Genomic DNA, 16,187 nt, shown 5'->3' with positions numbered 1-16,187 from the left:
GAATGCGCGTGGGTACAAGGGCACCTCTAAAAACGTGTCGACACCGGCAACGTTCAAGTGACCGATCAGTCCTGTTACGACCATTGCAGGGTAAAACCTGCGGGTCATTTCCTGTGGTGCCGTGTAGACTCCACTACAAAGACTGATTCGGCCCGTAAACCCTGCTCTACGCCCGGTCTTTAGGGGTGCACCTGCGCCCGACGGTCAGCCTACGGCGAACGCGAAAGCGCTCGTATCTTGACCGTAACACCCAATCCGGTCAATACGGCAAATTGGCCAGGCTCCAGCCGCCTACCTGTGATTTTACGGGCCTCCGACAAATTCAAACAAACGTTTGTATTGGACCCGCCAAGTGGTGTAGATATAATGCGCGGCCAAGACAAAACGGTGTAGTCCATCACCTGCGAAGCTACAGCACCTGAACGCCGCACGTGACCGTGAACACCCATAAAAGACAAGCAACGCGATGAGCCTTGAGTAGGAGAGAACCTGTGGAACGCGAATACATGGAATTCGACGTGGTCATCGTCGGCGCTGGCCCGGCGGGCCTGTCCGCCGCCTGCCGCCTGAAGCAGAAGGCCGCCGAAGCCGGTAGCGAGATTAGCGTCTGCGTGGTCGAGAAAGGCTCCGAAGTCGGCGCCCATATCCTCTCCGGCGCGGTGTTCGAACCACGTGCCCTGAACGAACTGTTCCCCGACTGGAAAGAACTGGGCGCGCCGCTGAACACCGAAGTCAAACGCGACGACATCTATGTACTCAAGGATGCCGGCAGCTCGACAAAAGTGCCTGACCTGTTCGTGCCCAAGACCATGCACAACCAGGGCAACTACATCATCTCGCTGGGCAACCTGTGCCGCTGGCTGGCCCAGCAGGCCGAGAACCTCGGCGTTGAGATCTACCCGGGCTTCGCCGCCCAGGAAGCGCTGTTCGACGAAAACGGCGTGGTCCGCGGCATCATTACCGGTGACCTCGGTGTCGACCGCGAAGGCAACCCGAAGGACGGCCTGTACACCCCGGGCATGGAGCTGCGCGCCAAGTACACCCTGTTCGCCGAAGGCTGCCGTGGCCACATCGGCAAACAACTGATCAAGCGCTTCGACCTGGACAACGAGTCCGACGTCCAGCACTACGGCATCGGCCTCAAGGAAATCTGGGAGATCGACCCGGCCAAGCACGAACAGGGCCTGGTGGTGCACACCGCCGGCTGGCCGCTGGACGTGATGGCCAAGGACAATACCGGTGGTTCTTTCCTCTATCACCTGGAGAACAACCAGGTGGTGGTCGGCCTGATCGTCGACCTTTCCTACGCCAACCCGTACCTGTCGCCGTTCGACGAATTCCAGCGCCTCAAGCACCACCCGGTGATCAGCCAGTACCTCGAAGGCGGCAAGCGCATCAGCTACGGCGCCCGCGCCATCTGCAAGGGCGGCTTCAACTCGCTGCCGAAGATGGTGTTCAACGGCGGCGCGCTGATCGGCTGCGACCTCGGCACCCTGAACTTCGCCAAGATCAAGGGCAGCCACACCGCGATGAAGTCCGGCATGCTCGCCGCCGAAGCGGTGGCCGACGCACTGATCGCCGGCAGCGAGGGCGGTGACCAGCTCAACAGCTACGTCAGCGCGTTCAAGGCCAGTTGGCTGCATGAAGAGCTGTTCGCCAGCCGCAACTTCGGCCCGGCCATGCACAAGTTCGGCCCGATCCTCGGCGCTGCGTTCAACTACGTCGACCAGAACTGGTTCGGCGGCAAGCTGCCGTTCACCCTGCACGACACCAAGCCGGATTACGCCTGCCTCAAGCTCGCGGCGGATTCGCAAAAGATCGACTATCCGAAACCCGACGGCAAGCTCAGCTTCGACAAGCTCAGCTCGGTATTCCTCTCCAGCACCAACCACGAAGAGGAACAACCCTGCCACCTGAAGCTGGCCGACCCGAGCATCCCGATCGCCAGCAACCTGCCGCTGTACGACGAACCGGCGCAGCGCTACTGCCCGGCGGGCGTTTATGAAGTGATCACCCAGGAAGACGGCAACAAGCGCTTCCAGATCAACGCGCAGAACTGCGTGCACTGCAAGACCTGCGACATCAAGGACCCGGCCCAGAACATCACCTGGGTCACCCCTGAAGGCGCCGGCGGGCCGACCTACCCGAACATGTAGGCCCTGTCCCGCATCAAAAAGCCCCCAAGCCGTTTGGCCCGGGGGCTTTTTCGTATCAGGCGGTACCGACTTCCTTAAAAAGCCCTTGGCGTCGGTCGAACAGTTTGACCAGCGCGGCGTTTAGTCTTGCGCTCTACAGCTCAGCACTCACTGGCTCAATTGTCACCACACATGAGCGGCACTGGCTCGGCATCGAATGTCAGTAGCTCGCGACGCCCAAAATAGAGCGCCGTCAGCAACCCGACCATGCCCATGAACAGGCAGAAACCGACACACACCCACGGGCTCCACGGCATCAGCGCGATCAGCGCCAGCGGTGTGGTGCTGGCCCACAGGGCATAGGCGATGTTGTAGGTGAAGGAGATACCCGACACGCGGATATCGGCCGGGAACAGCCCGACCATCACCGACGGCACCACCCCGACCACGCCACAACACAGACCGGCCAGGGCATAGGCCAGCCAAGTCATGCCCCACTCCCCCACCAGGCTGGCGTACAGCGCCCCGATGCCCAGCGGCAGCAGCAGGCTATAGATCATCAATGCCCGCCAAGCCCCCATACGGTCCACCAGCAGCCCAGCCAGCACACAGCCAATATTGAGGAAGACGATGCCCACGCTGCTCAGCGCGAACGTATGCCCGGCGCTCATGCCAAAGCGCTGTTGCATGACGGTCGGGGTGATCACCACCAGCACCACCACCGCCGAGGTCAACACGCAGGTCAGCAGCGCCGCCGGAATCAATGCCCGACGGTGACGGCTCAGCACGCTGCGCAGCGGAAATGACAGCGGCTGCTCACGCTGGTCGCGCAACGCCAGGAACACGGGCGTCTCACTCAACCAGCGGCGCAGCCAGACACCAATCACGCCGAACACCCCACCCAACAGGAAGGGATAGCGCCATGCATAGTCGAGAATTTCCTGGGGTGTGAACACTTGCGCCAGCAAGGTCGCAGTCAGGGCCCCGAGCAGGTAGCCGAAGGTCAGCCCCGCCTGGAGAAAGCCCAGCGCATAGCCACGACGCCCCGCTGGCGCATGCTCGGCAACGAAGGTCCAGGCACTGGGCACCTCGCCGCCCACCGCCGCCCCTTGCAGGATACGCAGCGCCAGCAGGATCAACGGCGCGGCGTAGCCGATGTCGGCGTAGGTCGGCATCACGCCGATCAGCAGGCACGGCAGTGCCATCATCAGGATGCTCAAGCTGAACACCCGCTTGCGGCCCAGGTGATCGGCGAAATGGGCCATCAGGATGCCACCCAGCGGCCTGGCCAGGTAACCGGTGACGAATATCCCGAAGCTCTGCAGCAGACGCAGCCATTCCGGCATCTCGGGCGGGAAAAACAGCTGGCTGAGGACCAGGGCAAAGAACACGAAAATGATGAAATCGTAGATCTCCAAAGCGCCACCCAACGCGGCCAGCCCCAGGGTCCGGTGGTCGCTACGGCTGAACCGTGGCGGGCGTGTGGTATCGAGCGCAGTCATGGCAGCTTCCGCAACGTGGCAAAAGGCCAAGAGAATAGCAAAAGCCTTGGGCCTGTGGCCGTCCGCGCTTCAGGAGTTGCGGCAGAACACCGTCTGCGCGAGGTTGGTGCGCCGCCGCGAGGCGTTCGAAACCCCTGCCAAACCCGGCGGCAGGGGCAACTGCCCAACCAGTACCGGCAAATCGATGATCGCCATGAAGGACTCCAGCGCCTCGCTGTCAGGCGCGTGTGGCAGGCTGATGCTGACCGCATGCCGGTCACTCGGCGGCACCGCCGGTACCTTCAGGTGAGGCGAGTGATACAGCAGCGCGTGCTGGATCTGCGAACTGACCCGGCAGAAGCGCGCCAGGTCGACCCCTGCATGGCTGGCCAACTCGATGTTGCCCACCAGAAGGTTGAAAGGCTCCAGGGCGCTGTGCACCAGGCGCTGCAGGTCTTCGAACGTCTCCACCGGAGCGATCCGGTAGTAACCCAGGCCGTTGAGCATCCTCTCCAGTTGCAGGCGCTGGCCGGGATGCTCGTCGGCAATGAGGATGCGCATGGATTTGTTAGGCATCGTCCGGACCTGGGCAGTTGGATGGTGACGGTGGCTCCATGACCATACTGCGCCGGCAACGGCAACGTCAGGCGGAGCGCCTGGACGGGGGTCTTTATTGATAGTTGTCGTGAACCCGGGAGAAATCAAGTCACCCGCTTACGGAATTTTCACATCCGCCTGCAGGCGCTCAGGACTCCCACTGGCGCATGCGCACGCGACAGTGCTTCATCGCGTTGACGATGTGCTTTTCCACCACGCTACGGGAAATATCCAGGCGCTCGGCGATCTGCTGGTGCGACAGGCCCTCAAGCTTGCGCAGCAGGAAACTGTCACGACAAGGCGCGCTCAGCTCGCCCAAGGCCTGCTGCATCAGCGCCAGGCGCTGGTCGAGCTGCATGCTGTGCGTCGGTGCCGGGCTGTGCCAGCGCTCGTCGCTGTCGAGTACCTCGAGTGGCTCGGCCTGACGTACCAGGTGCCGCCGATGATGATCGACCACCAGGTTCATTGCCGTGCGGTAAAGAAACGCACGCGGATGTTCGATCCGTTCGCCTTCCGTGCGCTCCAGCACTCGGATGTAGGCGTCATGGGCGACATCTTCGGCCGCCTGGCGATTGCCAAGCCGGGCGGACAGAAAACTCACCAACTCGCGATAGTAGTGTTCCACGACGGCACCTGTCGTCTCCGCTCAAGCGCTGACAGGCAGCGGCAGCAGGGCTGGATGATATCAGCGTGCGATCTTACAAATTATAATTATTCGCAGCAACACGCAGCCCCCAGCCCCGAGTTAAATCGTCATCAGTCACATTCGTTTAACTGGGATCCCCGAGCGCGTGCCGTGTTGCAGCACTCGGCCATTACCTCCGGCTGGAAGCCCGCATGACACGCACACCCAATACCCGCCGCCGAGTACTGATCGGCGCCCTGGGCCTGGCCAGCCTTTGCAGCCTGGTGGCCTGGCAGGTCCTGCCGCTGGGCGGCGCACCGGTCAGCACCGTGCCGGTGCTGCGCGCCGACATCGAAAGCAGCGTCACCGCGCTAGGCACCCTGCAACCACGACGCTACGTCGACGTCGGCGCCCAAGCCTCGGGGCAGATTCGCAAGCTGCATGTGGAGGCCGGTGACGAGGTGCGCCAAGGCCAGTTACTGGTGGAGATCGACCCGTCCACGCAACAGGCCAAGCTCGATGCCGCACGGTACTCGATCGACAACCTCAAGGCCCAGCTGGCCGAACAGCGTGCGCAGTACCAGCTAGCCCAGCAGCAATACCAGCGCCAGCAAGGCTTGGCCGCCGCCGGCGCCACCCGCCAGGAAGACCTGCAGACGGCGCAGGCGCAACTGAAGGTGACCCAGGCCCGCATCGACATGTACCTGGCGCAGATCCGCCAGGCCCAGGCCAGCCTGCGCAGCGACGAGGCCGAGCTGGGCTACACGCGCATCTACGCCCCCATGAGCGGCACGGTGGTGGCGGTGGATGCCCGCGAAGGCCAGACCCTCAATGCCCAGCAGCAGACCCCGCTGATCCTGCGGATCGCCAAGCTCTCGCCGATGACCGTCTGGGCCCAGGTGTCCGAAGCCGACATCGGCAAGGTCAAACCGGGCATGACCGCCTATTTCAACACCCTGGCCGGCGGCAAGCGCCGCTGGACCAGCACCGTGCGCCAGATCCTGCCGGTACCGCCCAAGCCGCTGGACCAGACCAGCCAGGGCGGTGGCAGCCCGGCCAGCGCCACCGCCGGCACCACCGGCAGCAAGGTGGTGCAATACACTGTGCTGCTGGACGTGGACAATCCCGACGGCGCCCTGATGGCGGAGATGACCACCCAGGTGTTCTTCGTCGCCGGGCAAGCCAGCCAGGTGCTCAGCGTGCCCCTGGCCGCACTGGACGACACTCCCGGCGACGGCGTGCGCCTGGCCCAGGTGCTGAACAGCAAGGGTCAGGTCGAGGCGCGCCAGGTGCGCACCGGTTTGAGCGACCGCCTGCGGGTGCAGGTGCTCGAAGGCCTGAACGAAGGCGAGCGCCTGGTCATCGGCCTGCCTGCCGCCAGTGGGGGTTGAGATGGCCACGCCCCTGATCGAGCTGTGCGACATCCGCAAGGTCTACGGCGGTGTCGATTCGCCCAGGGTCGAGGTGTTGCGCGGTATCAGCCTGAGCATCCACCCCGGCGAGTTCGTCGCCATCGTCGGCGCCTCGGGCTCCGGCAAGTCGACCTTGATGAACATCCTCGGCTGCCTCGACCGCCCCACCTCGGGCAACTACCGTTTCGCCGGCCGGGACGTCGCCGAACTGGACAGCGACGAGCTGGCCTGGCTGCGTCGCGAAGCGTTCGGCTTCGTGTTCCAGGGCTATCACCTGATCCCTTCGGGCTCGGCCCAGGAGAACGTCGAGATGCCGGCCATCTATGCCGGCACCCCGCCCGCCGAGCGCCATGCCCGCGCCCGTGCCCTGCTCGAGCGCCTGGGTCTGGCCAGCCGCACCGGCAATCGCCCGCACCAGTTGTCTGGCGGGCAGCAGCAACGGGTGTCGATCGCCCGGGCGCTGATGAACGGCGGGCACATCATCCTCGCCGACGAACCCACTGGGGCCCTCGACAGCCACAGCGGCGCCGAGGTGATGACCCTGCTAGACGAGCTGGCCAGCCAGGGCCATGTGATCATCCTCATTACCCACGACCGTGAAGTTGCGGCCCGTGCCCAGCGGATCATCGAAGTGCGCGACGGCGAAGTGGTCAGCGACTCCCCCAGCCAGCCGTCGGCCGACATTCCTCGGCAGCTGCAGGCCGACGACCTGCGCCAGCGCCTGGACCGCGGCGCCACCCAGCGCGGCGCCTGGAAAGGCGAACTGGTCGAGTCCCTGCAGGCCGCCTGGCGAGTAATGTGGATCAACCGCTTCCGCACCGCGCTGACCCTGCTCGGCATCATCATCGGGGTCGCCTCGGTGGTAGTCATGCTCGCGGTCGGCGAAGGCAGCAAGCGCCAGGTCATGGCACAGATGGCCGCATTCGGCTCGAACATCCTCTATCTCAACGGCAAGCACTCCTCCGAGGAACTGATGGGCATCGTCACCCTCGACGATGTCGACGCCATCGGCGAACTGCCCCAGGTCAAACGGGTCATGCCGGTGATCGGCGACAAGCTCATGGTGCGCCACGGCAACAAGGGCGAGCAGTTCTACGTTGGCGGCAACAACACCTGGTTCCCCGAGATCTTCAACTGGCCCGTGGTCGAGGGCAGCTTCTACAGCGAGGCCGACGAAGCCAACGGCGCCGCCGTGGCCGTGATCGGGCAGAAGGTGCGTGACAAGATGTTCGGCCCGGGCAGCAATCCGCTCGGGCAGTACCTGCTGATCGGCAACGTGCCGTTCCAGGTGATCGGCGTGCTCCAGGGCAAAGGCGCCAGCTCCGGCAGCGAGGACAGCGACGAACGCGTGGTGGTGCCCTACTCCGCCGCCTCCATCCGCCTGTTCGGCAGCCGCGACCCGGAATACGTCACCATCGCCGCCCAGGACTCCAGCCGGGTGAAGGAGACCGAGCAGGCGATCGAGCGCCTGATGCTGCAGCGCCACCAGGGCAAGAATGACTTCGTCCTGACCAACGACGCCGCACTGATCCAGGCCGAGGCCCGCACGCAGAACAGCCTGTCGCTGATGCTCGGCGCGATTGCCGCGATCTCCCTGCTGGTGGGTGGCATCGGCGTGATGAACATCATGCTCATGACCGTGCGCGAACGCACCCGCGAGATCGGCATCCGCATGGCCACCGGCGCGCGCCAGCGCGACATCCTGCGCCAGTTCCTCACCGAGGCGGTGATGCTGTCGATGGTCGGCGGCGTGACCGGCATCGTCCTGGCCCTGGCCATCGGCGCCAGCCTGTTGCTGGCCGACATCGCCGTGGCCTTCGCCCTGCCCGCCATCCTCGGCGCCTTTGCCTGCGCCGTGATCACCGGCGTGGTGTTCGGTTTCATGCCGGCCCGCAAGGCCGCCCGCCTCGACCCGGTCAAGGCCCTTACCAGCGAATAACCCATGACGATCCCCTGCCGTATCAGCTTGCTGGCCCTGAGCCTTGGCCTGGCCGCCTGCAGCACCCCACCGCCGCCTGCGGCGAACATCGACGCCCCAGCGGCCTGGCAAGGGCCGACCAGCCCCAACCAGGCGCTGCCGGACAACCAGTGGTGGCGCGCCTTTGCCAGCCTGGAACTGGACCGGCTGGTCGAGCGCGCGCGCTCGAACAGCCACGACCTGGCGGCGGCCGCGGCGCGGGTGCGCAAGGCCCAGGCCATCGCAGTGATCGCCGGCGCGCCATTACTGCCAGAAGTACAGCTCGGCCTGGATGGCAGCCGACAGCGCCTGTTGCGCGGTGAAGGCAACAGGCAGCTCGACGCCAGCAGCAGCGAGCGCACCAGCACCTCGTTCGGCACCCGCCTGAGCGCCAGCTACGAGATCGATTTCTGGGGCGGCCTGCGCGCCACCCGCGACAGCGCGCTGCGCGGCCTGGATGCCAGCCGTTTCGATCGCCAGACCATCGAGCTGACCCTGGTCAGCGCCGTGGCCGACAGCTACCTGCAAAGCCTGGCACTCGACGAGCAACTGCGCATCGCCCAGCTCAACCTGGACAATGCCCGCGACGTGCTGGGCCTGGTCGAAGCCCGCGAACGTTCAGGCTCGGCCACCCGCCTGGAACTGGCCCAGCAGCGCAGCCTGGTGGCGGCCCAGGAACGCCAGCTGCCGCTGCTCGAACAGCGTCGCCAGGACAACCGCATCGTCCTCGCCACCCTGCTGGGCGACCCGGTTCAGGCCCTGCCCGACAATCGCGAAATGATCAGCAACTTACAATGGCCCAGCATCGGCAGCGGCGTGCCCAGCGAACTGCTCGGCCGGCGGCCGGACATCGCCGCCGCCGAGGCGCGCCTGGCGGCGGCCAGCGCCAACATCCAGGTAGCACGGGCGGCCATGCTGCCTCGCCTGATACTCGGCGCGAACCTGGGCAGCGGTGCACGCACCCTGCCCAATGTCCTCGACAGCCCCTACTACACCCTGACGGCCGGCCTCGCCGCGCCGATCTTCAACAACGGCCGACTCAGTGCCGCGCGGGACCAGGCCAGCGCCGAACAGGAGGAATTGCTGGAGCTGTACCGCGGCAGCATCCTGGCAGGTTTCGCGGATGTGGAGAAAGCCTTGAACGCCGTCGCCGGTGTCGAACGCCAGCGCCGCTGGCAGGACCAGGAGGTGGAGCAGGCACGCGTCGCCTTCGAACTGGCCCAGCAACGTTACGCCGCCGGCGCCGAGACCCTGCTGACGGTGCTCGAAACCCAGCGCACGCTGTACCTGGCCCAGGACCAGCAGGCACAGCTGCGCCTTGAGCAGCTGCAGGGCAGCGTGGCGCTGTACAAGGCATTGGGTGGGGGCTGGCAGACGCCGGTCAAGCTGTAGGTTACGCGAGTCCCTGCAAGCGTGGGTTTGCCCCCGCTTGCAGGGACATGGGGTGCATCAGGGCACGATGTTCTTCAGTGACAGGTGGCGCGCGTACCAAGGGCGTTGCGGCACCTTGCGCAGCAGGCCATCGAGCTTTTCCTCGTTACCGAACGTAATACGCAGGGCCAGCTTCATGGTCTCCACATCCATCTCCACCGACTTACCCAGGCGCATGCCTGGCTGGGTGCTGCAGCCATGGGTGTCCGGGCCCAGCCACGGGTCGCCGGCTTCGACCCAGCGACCTGGGGCGAACCAGGGCACGCCATTGACCTCCAGCCGCCGTACCTGGCCGGGGTGGTAGCGTTCATGGGCACGGAACCAGTCGTCGATGCGGTCGTCGATCCAGCCATGGAAACCCCAGAACACCGGATTGACATGGGACGAGAACGGGTCGCCGAGAAAGTCGTTTTCGGGCTCGAACCAGCGCGCGGCAAAGTCGGCCTGGTCACGGGCGAAAGGCACCGGCGCGCCATTGTTCGGATCACGCGGCACCGACGCCCAGCACATGTGCAGCCAGTCGTGCAGGTTCATCTCCAGTTCCGAACCGAAGGCGCCCAGGGTCAGCTTCGACAGGTACAACGGGTCCTGGTACTGCGACTCCCACACCTGGAAGTTGCTGCAATAGGTTTCGCCGGCCTTGATCGCCCCGACCCACTGACCATAGGCCTCGTCACCCGGCGCCTGCCAGGTCGGCGGCACACAGTAGCCGTCATGGTTGTCGAAATAGCGGGCAAAGCCTGCGCGATCGAACTCGACGCTCGGCTGCGGCAGCGGGAAGCGCTGCCAGGAGGGCAAGTCTTGCAAGGTGCGTGCATACATCAGCATGTGCCGGTGCATGAACAGGAAATCGATACCCGAGCCATTGCGGTGCTTGCGCGGGCCCCGGGCATCGCGCTCATGGTCTCTGGGCCCCGGCTGCCAGCCCAGGCCACGCAGAGCGTCCTGCTTGTTCCGCGGCAGCTTGTGCCACTGGTCACGGGTGGCATGCCAGAGCTGATGGAACAAGCGGTGTTCGGCACCGACCACCCAGGCCAGCATCTCGGGGGTATACGGCAGGCGCTCACGGGCCTCGGGGAACAACCGCTTGACCGCGACGAAGCGGCTGTCGGGCACAGGCAGGGTCAGCGGCCGATCCAGACGCTGCACGCGCCCGCTCAGCGTGCCGCTGCCGGCATTGGCGAACTCGGCCCAGACTTCGTCAAGGCTGGCCACGCACTCGTAGCCCGGCCCACCGTGCTGATTGACCAGGCGCCAGCGCACCTGGGCGCTGCTGGCGCCGACCAGGTCGCCCAGCACGCGGTAGGTCGGCTCGCCAGCCCCACGCAAACGCTCGCCGGTATCGACGAAACCGCGCAGGCCGCGCCCCTTGGTGGCGACGTCGAGGAACATCTCGACACCTTGCTGGGGTAGCCCATCCAGGCCGCGCTCGGCACCCTCGAAGCGGATATCCCAGACGCCGCGCAGTTGGTCCGCCAGCACCTGGCCTGCGTAGTCGGCCAGCTCGACACTGGCCTCGCCTGGCGTGACGATGTCGTCCTCGGGGTCGTGGGTCAGTTGCTTGTGCGCGTAATAGGCCGCCGTGCCTGTGGCGCCCGCCACAGCCAGGCCGGCGATGAATCCTCGTCGGGAAATTGTCATTGCGCCTCAATCCGTCTTCGCGTGCCGCGACTGCTATCCAAGCTAGAACGTAGGTGGGCCAGGGAAATTTAGGCGCGGTACACACCGGCTAATTAACCGCGCATTGCGCTCGTCTGATGGGTATCTCCCGCTGACAGAGGCATGCCCATGACCTCCCCGCTTGCCCGCCTGGCACCTGCTGCCCAGGCAACGCCCTACCGGCTCTTCGACCTCGACCTCAAGGCCATCGAACCCCTGAGCCCCTCACTGACGCGCTTCGTCTTCACCGGCGAGGACGTCGCGCTGATGACCACCCTGGCCCCCGACCAGCGTGTGAAGTTGCTGTTTCCGACCCCTGCCGGCGCGCCATCCAACCTGCCCAAGCACGCGCAATGGCAGCAGGCGCGGCGCGAACTGCCGGCGCAAGACATGCCGCCCATGCGCACCTACACCATCCGCGCCCTGCGCCGCGAGGCGCTGGAGGTGGATGTGGACTTTGTCCTGCACGGCGTCAATGGCCCGGCATCGGCCTGGGCCACCCACGCCCGCGTCGGCGACCGCCTGCAGATGGTCGCCCCCAACCTGGCATATGCCGACGACCCCGGCGGCTATGAATGGAAACCGCCACGCAGCGCCCGGCGCATTCTGCTGATCGGCGACGAAACCGCCCTGCCGGCGATTGCCGGCATCCTCGAACAGCTGGTCACGACCGCGCCGGAGCTGGCAGTCGAAGCCTTCATCGAAGTCCCGTTGGAAGCCGACTGTCTCGACCTGCGCCAGAGCCCGGCCACCCGCCTGCACTGGCTGCCACGCGACCTGCTGCGCAGCGAGCACGGCCAAGGCATGCAGCACGCCGTGCGCGAGCTGGCCAGCCTGCCGGCGCTGCGTGGCGCGTCGACGGTCGAGCTGGAAGACGTGGATATCGACGAAAGCATCCTGTGGGAACAGGCCTGCGGCGAACACGGCGACTTCCATGCCTGGATCGCCGGGGAGTCGGGGACTGTCATGGATATCCGCCGCTACCTGATCAAGGAGCGCGGACTGCCGCGAGAAAGCCTGACGCTGATGGGCTACTGGCGCGCCGGGCGCGTGTTCGACTGAGCATGAGCAGGGGCGCCTTGCGCCCCATCGCAGGCTTGCCGGCGATGGGGCCCTGACCAGCAATAGACCAAGGGGCCGAACACAGCCCCCGAATATCAACCGGCCTTGACCGCCGCCGCTACGGCTTCGGCAAATCTGGCGGCCACTTCATCGATCTGCTCGGCACTGATGATCAACGGCGGCAGGAAGCGCACCACAGCACCATGGCGGCCGCCCAGCTCGAGGATCAGGCCGCGGCGCAGGCACTCGCGCTGCAGCTTCGGCGCCAGGCTGCGGCATGCCGGCGGATGCCCCTGCGCGTCGCGCTTGCCCGCCGGGTCCACCAGCTCCACGCCCAGCATCAAGCCACGGCCACGAATGTCGCCCAGCTGCGGATAGTCCTGCTGCAACCGTTGCAGATGCCCACGCAAGCGTTGGCCCATGGCCTCGGCATGCTCGCACAGGCGATGCTCTACCAGGTACTTCATCACCGCAGAGCCCGCCGCCATGGCCATCTGATTACCACGGAAAGTGCCGGCATGGGCGCCCGGCGACCACTGGTCAAGCCAGTCGCGATAGACCATCACCGCCAGTGGCAGGCTGCCGCCGATGGCCTTGGACAGGGTAACCACGTCAGGCACGATGCCGGCGTGCTCGAAGGCGAACATCTTGCCGGTGCGGGCGAAGCCGCTCTGGATCTCGTCGACGATCAGCGCCACCCCGGCCTGCTCGGTGATCCGACGCAGCCCGCGCAACCACTCGATATCGGCAGGGATCACACCGCCCTCGCCCTGCACCACCTCGACGATCACTGCAGCCGGCAGCGCCACCCCGGCTTCGGGGTCGTTCAGCAGGTTCTCCAGGTAGTGCAGGTTGGCGCGCACGCCCGCCTCGCCACCCAGGCCGAACGGGCAACGGTAGTCATAGGGGTAAGGCAGGAACTGCACGCCATTGTTCAGCAGCGCGCCAAGGGGCTTTTTCGGCCCAAGGCTGCCCATCAGGCTCAGGGCGCCCTGGGTCATGCCATGGTAGGCGCCCTGGAATGCCAGCACGGTGCTGCGCCCGGTCACGGTACGCACCAGCTTGAGCGCGGCCTCCACCGCATCGGTGCCGGTCGGGCCGCAGAACTGGATCTTGGCTTCACCGCGCAGGCCCTCGGGCAACAGGCCGAACAGGTCCTGGACGAACTGGTCCTTGACCGGCGTGGTCAGGTCCAGGGTATGCAGTGGCAGCTCGTCGGCCAGCACGCGCTGGATGGCATCGATCACCACCGGATGGTTGTGGCCCAGGGCCAGCGTGCCGGCACCGGCCAGGCAGTCGATGAACTGGCGGCCCTCGACGTCCTCGACGTACAGGCCACGGGCGCGCTTGAGCGCCAGCGGAATGCGCCGCGGATAGCTACGGGCGTTGGACTCCTGCTGTTGCTGGCGCAGCAGCAGCGGTGAGTCCTCGAATTCATACAGCGGGCGCGGCGCGGTGGCCGGCAGCACCTGGGCAAGGCTGGAAGCGGTCGACATCGGAAAATCCCTCGCAAGCAAGCGAATGTGCCCGCCACGCGCCCTGTAACCGGATGTGTGTCGGGTTCTTATCGCTTGAAAAACGCTTCAGCGAGGTGCGGATTTAGCGGTTGCCGTCGGATTTGTTGCGGATCAACCCCCTGAGCGTGCCGGCACCTGCAGGCGCACCCGCAAGCCATCGGCCTGGCTGTCGAAACGCAGGCTGCCGGCACAGCGCTGGACGATGGCCTGGACGATCGCCAGCCCCAGGCCGCAGCCGCCGCTCTGGCCGTTGCGCCAGAAACGCTCGGTCAAGTGTTCGAGATCGCCCTGCGCGATGCCCGGGCCATGGTCGCGGACGAGGAAGTCCACCTGGCCGTCCTGCGCCTGCACATCCAGCTCCACGGCGGCATCGCCGCCATGGCGCAAGGCGTTGTCCAACAGGTTGCGCAGTGCCGCCACCGCCAGCGGCGCCGGCATGCTCAGGTAGACCTTGGCCGCCTCCTCGGGCAGATGCAGGTGAATGCGCCGGTTGTCGCCGCCACCGGCATCCTCGATGGCCTGTTGGGCAACCTGGGCGGCACTGCACTGCACGCCGTCATCGAACGACAGGCTGCCCTCGACCCGCGCCAGCATCAGCAATTGCTCCAGCGTGCGGTGCATGCGGTCGGTACCCTGCTCGGCGTGTTCCAGGGCCTGTTCGCGCACCGCGCCGTCAGTCATGCGCGCCACCTGCAGGTGGGTCTTGATCGCGGTCAACGGGCTGCGCAGTTCGTGGGCGGCGTCGTCGGTCAGGCGGCGTTCACGCTCGAGGGTCTGGGCGATGCGCAGGAACAGCTGGTTCTGGGTGTCGAGCAACGGTTGCAGCTCGCTGGGCAAGCCGGCCACCTGCAGGGGTTCGACACTGTCTGCGCGGCGCCTGCGCAAGGCATCGCGCATCCGATTGAGCGGTTCCAGGCCTTTGCCAAGGCCGATCCACAACAACCCCAGGCTACCCAGCAGAGCCATCAGCACCGGTGCCGAGGCCGCCAGCAGGATCGACTGGTTCAGCGCCTCGCGCTCCTGGTGACGGTCGGCGGTGGTGATGCGCACATCGCCATGGTTATAGGTGAAGGTACGCCATGAGGCGCCATCGATGGTCTGGTCACGGAACCCGCTGCGCTCGTCGTCCATGGCGCCATCGTGCTTGTGATTGCTGGCGAGGATTTCGCCGCGCAACGAGCTGACCTGGCAAGCCATGCCATCCGGCACGCTGAACTGGTCGGCGGAGAAATGCGCATCCTGGCCCTTGGCGGTCAGCGGCTGCGGCAACTGGTCGATCAGCCCCGCGACCATGCGTGCCGAGGCCACCAGCCGCTGGTCGAGGGAGAACATCATCTGTTGGCGCAGGTCACGCAGCATCCACGCTGCCGCCAGCACCCAGATGACGATGAACACGCTGCCAAGGATCAGCGACAGGCGTACCCGCAGGCTCATGTTGCGGCCTCCTCCGGCGCCTGGGCCGGGCCCAGGCGGTAACCCAGGCCGCGCACGGTCTCGACGATGCTGTTGCCCAGCTTGCGCCGCAGGTGGTGGATATGCACGTTCAGCGCATTGCTCTCGACTTCGTCGCCGAAACCATAGACGCAGTCCTTGAGCTGCTCGCTGGAGAGCACGCGCCCCGGGTTCTGCAGCAACGCCTGGAGCAGCGCCTGTTCGCGCCGCGACAGGTCCAGTGGCCGCCCAGCCAGGCTCGCCTCGCAACTGCTGGGGTCGTAGCGCAGCGGACCATGCTCAATCACGTTCACCGCCCGCCCGGCCACCCGGCGCAGCAGGGTGTGCAAGCGGGCGGCCAGTTCGCGCAGGTCGAAGGGTTTGAGCAGGTAATCGTCGGCGCCGGCCTGCAGGCCATCGACCCGGTCGGTGACCGCGTCACGAGCGGTGAGCACCAGCACCGGCAGGATCTCGCCCTGCTGGCGCAGGCGGCGCAGCAGCTTAAGGCCGTCTTCGTCGGGCAGGCCCAGGTCGAGGATCATCACGTCGAACTTGGCGGTCTGCAGCATCTGCCGGGCCTGCGAGGCGCTGGCCACCCGGTCCACGGTCAGGCCTTGGGCCGAGAGGCCGGCGCAGATGCCGCTGGCAATCAGGTCGTCGTCCTCGCAGAGCAGAACGTGCATGGGGAGCTCCTGGGTGGGGAAGATGGCATTGCACAGGTTCATCATTAAGGGGGGATTATGAACCGGTTTGGCGACGTTCGTCGGGCTGATAGCATCGAGCGCTGTAACTCTCCCACCAATGGTCCTAGGACCAGCTTAACCTTCAGTTAATACCCCAAGGCCAGCATGGCCTCCTTCAAAGTTCTGCCAAGGCGTCG

General features: G+C 65.8%; 11 protein-coding genes and 1 pseudogene. 5 read left to right on the top strand and 7 right to left on the bottom strand.

Annotation, left to right across the window (positions count from 1 at the left end):
* Nucleotides 1-491: 491 nt before the first annotated feature.
* Nucleotides 492-2,156 (top strand): electron transfer flavoprotein-ubiquinone oxidoreductase, encoded by a 1,665-nt coding sequence (locus tag LU688_RS09520; protein ID WP_094010574.1) that lies wholly within the window; start codon nucleotides 492-494, stop codon nucleotides 2,154-2,156.
* A 155-nt stretch (nucleotides 2,157-2,311) separates the two neighbouring features.
* On the opposite strand, the gene LU688_RS09515 is transcribed toward LU688_RS09520, so the two are convergent.
* From LU688_RS09515 to LU688_RS09505, 3 genes and pseudogenes are all read right to left on the bottom strand, one after another.
* Nucleotides 2,312-3,637 carry an MFS transporter gene (locus LU688_RS09515; protein ID WP_094010575.1) on the bottom strand — a complete coding sequence of 442 codons (1,326 nt, stop codon included), beginning with the start codon at nucleotides 3,635-3,637 and terminating at the stop codon, nucleotides 2,312-2,314.
* A gap of 69 nt (nucleotides 3,638-3,706) precedes the next feature.
* Nucleotides 3,707-4,192: a histidine kinase gene (locus tag LU688_RS09510; RefSeq protein WP_094010576.1), complete on the bottom strand. Its 486-nt coding sequence runs from the start codon at nucleotides 4,190-4,192 to the stop codon at nucleotides 3,707-3,709.
* Nucleotides 4,193-4,361: 169 nt separating this feature from the next.
* A pseudogene (locus LU688_RS09505) lies at nucleotides 4,362-4,847 on the bottom strand (sigma-70 family RNA polymerase sigma factor); the annotation flags it as partial.
* Between the two features lie 203 nt (nucleotides 4,848-5,050).
* Here LU688_RS09505 and LU688_RS09500 point away from each other — a divergent pair.
* Genes LU688_RS09500 through LU688_RS09490 form a run of 3 tightly spaced genes read left to right on the top strand, consistent with a single transcriptional unit; the run spans nucleotide 5,051 to nucleotide 9,599 of the window.
* The gene (locus tag LU688_RS09500) at nucleotides 5,051-6,229 is read left to right on the top strand and encodes an efflux RND transporter periplasmic adaptor subunit (protein ID WP_094010577.1); all 1,179 of its coding nucleotides are present in this window, start codon (nucleotides 5,051-5,053) and stop codon (nucleotides 6,227-6,229) included.
* A gap of 1 nt (nucleotide 6,230) precedes the next feature.
* Nucleotides 6,231-8,189 carry a MacB family efflux pump subunit gene (locus LU688_RS09495; protein WP_038705726.1) on the top strand — a complete coding sequence of 653 codons (1,959 nt, stop codon included), beginning with the start codon at nucleotides 6,231-6,233 and terminating at the stop codon, nucleotides 8,187-8,189.
* Between the two features lie 3 nt (nucleotides 8,190-8,192).
* Nucleotides 8,193-9,599 carry an efflux transporter outer membrane subunit gene (locus LU688_RS09490; RefSeq protein WP_160291086.1) on the top strand — a complete coding sequence of 469 codons (1,407 nt, stop codon included), beginning with the start codon at nucleotides 8,193-8,195 and terminating at the stop codon, nucleotides 9,597-9,599.
* A 57-nt stretch (nucleotides 9,600-9,656) separates the two neighbouring features.
* Here the strand turns inward: LU688_RS09490 and pvdP are convergent, their stop codons facing one another.
* Nucleotides 9,657-11,279 (bottom strand): pyoverdine maturation tyrosinase PvdP, encoded by a 1,623-nt coding sequence (gene pvdP / locus LU688_RS09485; protein WP_038705724.1) that lies wholly within the window; start codon nucleotides 11,277-11,279, stop codon nucleotides 9,657-9,659.
* A 147-nt stretch (nucleotides 11,280-11,426) separates the two neighbouring features.
* Here pvdP and LU688_RS09480 point away from each other — a divergent pair, with 147 nt between their 5' ends.
* Complete coding sequence (locus LU688_RS09480; RefSeq protein ID WP_094010579.1) at nucleotides 11,427-12,359, top strand: siderophore-interacting protein; 933 nt, start codon at nucleotides 11,427-11,429, stop codon at nucleotides 12,357-12,359.
* A 95-nt stretch (nucleotides 12,360-12,454) separates the two neighbouring features.
* Here LU688_RS09480 and LU688_RS09475 read toward each other — a convergent pair whose 3' ends face one another.
* The 3 genes from LU688_RS09475 to LU688_RS09465 form a co-directional block, all read right to left on the bottom strand.
* Complete coding sequence (locus LU688_RS09475; RefSeq protein WP_094010580.1) at nucleotides 12,455-13,855, bottom strand: aspartate aminotransferase family protein; 1,401 nt, start codon at nucleotides 13,853-13,855, stop codon at nucleotides 12,455-12,457.
* A 132-nt stretch (nucleotides 13,856-13,987) separates the two neighbouring features.
* Nucleotides 13,988-15,310 (bottom strand): ATP-binding protein, encoded by a 1,323-nt coding sequence (locus LU688_RS09470; RefSeq protein ID WP_094010581.1) that lies wholly within the window; start codon nucleotides 15,308-15,310, stop codon nucleotides 13,988-13,990.
* The gene (locus LU688_RS09465; protein WP_038705721.1) at nucleotides 15,307-15,990 is read right to left on the bottom strand and encodes a response regulator; all 684 of its coding nucleotides are present in this window, start codon (nucleotides 15,988-15,990) and stop codon (nucleotides 15,307-15,309) included. The genes LU688_RS09470 and LU688_RS09465 overlap by 4 nt, the downstream gene beginning before the upstream one ends.
* Between the last annotated feature and the right edge of the window lie 197 nt (nucleotides 15,991-16,187).

It is taken from the genome of Pseudomonas soli (assembly GCF_021283165.2).
GTDB classification, from domain to species: domain Bacteria; phylum Pseudomonadota; class Gammaproteobacteria; order Pseudomonadales; family Pseudomonadaceae; genus Aquipseudomonas; species Aquipseudomonas soli.
Note: the sequence above shows the minus strand (reverse complement) of the source record. Positions and strands in the feature narration are given on the sequence as shown.